The sequence below is a fragment of the Streptomyces hirsutus genome, assembly GCF_001418415.1.
GTDB classification, from domain to species: domain Bacteria; phylum Actinomycetota; class Actinomycetes; order Streptomycetales; family Streptomycetaceae; genus Streptomyces; species Streptomyces hirsutus.
In genome coordinates, this window is the sequence record NZ_LIQT01000088.1 from 1 (window position 1) to 2,676 (window position 2,676).

The following is a 2,676-nucleotide window of genomic DNA, read 5'->3' on the forward strand; positions in this document are numbered from 1 at the left end:
GAAGCGGTGCACGAGGACGGACACGTCGCCGTGGCGCACCGGAGCGACTGGAATGCCGTTCTCGCGCAGTCGCTCAACGGTCGGGACCTGGCCGGCCCAAGGGCCCCCGCCCCGCGCCCCGACCCCCGCGAGGCAGCGCAGCGAGCGGTCGCCAAACTGCGATCTGTCTGGCAGGCCCAACGACCCGTCCCTTCGAAGGATCTCTGAGGAGGCATCTACGTCAACCGGATGAAACGAAGCGGCTCGGTCACGGATGGAGTCTGTGAACGCGGCTTGATGATCCAGGTCAAGGCTCGCTCACAGACCTTTGACGCCAACCCATCGACCCGGAGCAAGCCCAACGGATCGGGGACCTCCAGGAAGCTCGTTGGCGTGTGATGGCGTGTCAGTACGTGAACCTGGCGCTGTTGAGCCCTCAACGCAGCCGGGTTCCACGACCGCGTGCTCCGGCTGCCCGACCAAGCATGACCGCTTGACCTGATGCCGCCAGGCTGCCTTCTGCTGGACCTTGACCATCCGGATGGCCTGTGCCGTTGTTGTCGAAGGGCACCCGCCAGTCGAAGGCGAACGGGAGCGCCTGATCGCCTTCGGTGCCGAGGCGGGCGAGCAGGTTCGCGACGCTGCCCCTTGCAGCGCTGTCACCGTGGCCCGGGGTGGGTGCAGGGTCTGTCCGGCGGTGATTTCCTCGTAACGGTCAGCGAGGCGTTCGAGGGCGCCCTGGGCCCGCCCGATTCGCGGCGAGTTGTCTTGCTCACCCAGTGGACTGTTGCTAAGCCTTGGGCACTCGACCTAGGGAGCACGCTGTGCATCAAGAGCCCCCTCTTCCCTTTCCTCCGCGTTCACGTGTCCGAGCATTCATCTGCGCCGCCGTGGCCATCGCCCTCGTGATGCTCACCGCCGCGGCCAGTCCCCCCGACGCGGACACCCGGACCGCGGCAGACCCGGCAGCCGTGGTCCGCGAGTGGAACGCCATCGCCATCGACACGATCAAGACCAGCCTCGGCCCCCGCCCCTCCGGGCAGGTAGCGATCTGGGAGGGGTTCGTCTCCGTCGCCGTGTACAACGCCGTGGTGGGGATCGAAGGCGGCTACGCCCTGTACAAGTGGCGCGAGCGCGGTCCGGCCAAGGCATCCTCCGCGGCGGCCGCCGCCACTGCGGCCCACGACGTCCTGCTCACCTTCTTCCCTGCGTTCAAGGAGGGGCTCGACACCGCCTACACGGACTCGCTCGCCGCTCTTCCGGCCGGTCAGGCCAGAGACCGGGGCGTGGACTACGGAAGGCGCGCTGCCGCCCGCATCATCGAACTCCGGGAAGGGGACGGCCGGTTCGCGGACGTTCCCTTCACCGCTTCCCCGGCACCGGGGGTCTGGCGGCCCACCCCGCCCGCGTTCCAGCCCTTCATCGACACCTGGCTCGCCAGGCTCCGCCCGCTCCTGCTCGCCTCCCCGCAGCAGTTCCGCCCCGGCGGACCGCCCGCCCTCTCCTCGACCGCTTACGCCGAGGATTTGCAGGAGCTGAAAGCCATGGGCGCGAAGACCGGCTCGGGCAGGAGCGCGCAGCAGACCGAGACCGCCCTCTTCTTCAGCGGCAACTTGGTCGCACAGGTCCAGACAGCCGTACGAGACCACGCCGCCCGGCACCGGCTCGGGATCGCCGAGACGGCCCGGCTGTTCGCCGCGGTGAACGCGTCGGCGACCGACGCCGTCGTCACCGCATGGGACGCCAAGCTCCACTACGGCTCCTGGCGGCCGATCACCGCCATCCGCCTCGCCGACACCGACGGCAACCCCGCGACGACGGCAGACCCGGCCTGGGAGCCGCTGCTCCTCACCCCACCACACCCGGACTACATCGCCGGCCATACGACCGTCGCCGCTGCCGTGGCACGCGCCCTGACCGGCCTCCTCGGCACCTCGCGCGTCGACCTCTACCTCTCCTCCGAGGTCACCGGCACCACGCGGTTCTACGGGTCCGCCGACGACCTCAACCGGGATGTCGTCGACGCCCGCGTGTGGGGCGGCGTCCACTCCCGCACGGCGGACGTAGCCGGCTGCCGGGCCGGCACCCACGTGGCCGCCTGGGCGCTGGACCACTACTTCCAGCCAGTCGCCAAGGACGGCACCCAGCCGTCCCCGCCGACACGAACTGCTCGGCAGTACAGGCTCGCCGAGCCGAAGTGCGGCAACGACACCGACTGAACCACAGAGCCGAAGAGGACCCGGCGTCGAGCCGGGTTCTCTTGGCCGCCCCTAAGATGACTTCAGGTGGCGCTGCCGGCCGCGGTAGGGCCGTTCTCGGCGTTGACTTCGGGTCGGCCATTGTCGAATGCCCGGCCGACAAGAAGGCGATCACATCACGCGGCTGAGGGCCCCGGAAACCCCGGGCCCTCAGCTTCGGTCGTCCGGATCGGCTACCGGGGCGGCCATTCCTGCTCCTCAACCGCTGTTCTTGCGTCCTCCGTTGTGGGTACTCAGCGTGACGCCCGTCCCGGCATGGAGCTTGCCCGGCTTGCGGCGGCGTCGACCTCGGCGGGACCGGATCGGCGGGATGCCCTTTACCAGCGGGATCAGGGCCTGGCTGTCGTGGACATTGGCGCCGGAGATGCCGACGGACAGGGGCAGACCGGTCCGCTCCGTGATCAGATGGATCTTCGACCCGTACTTGCCCCGGTCGACA

1 protein-coding gene and 2 pseudogenes are annotated in these 2,676 nt (G+C 69.5%); 2 read left to right on the plus strand and 1 reads right to left on the minus strand.

What is annotated here, in order from left to right:
• Positions 1–207: pseudogene (locus AOK11_RS43840) on the plus strand (hypothetical protein); the annotation flags it as partial.
• 662 nt (positions 208–869) lie between these two features.
• A complete protein-coding gene (locus AOK11_RS07855) occupies positions 870–2,198 on the plus strand; it encodes a vanadium-dependent haloperoxidase (protein WP_063793439.1) in 1,329 nt (442 codons plus the stop codon).
• 282 nt (positions 2,199–2,480) lie between these two features.
• Here AOK11_RS07855 and AOK11_RS07860 read toward each other — a convergent pair.
• Positions 2,481–2,676 (minus strand): annotated as a pseudogene (locus AOK11_RS07860) (transposase); the annotation flags it as partial.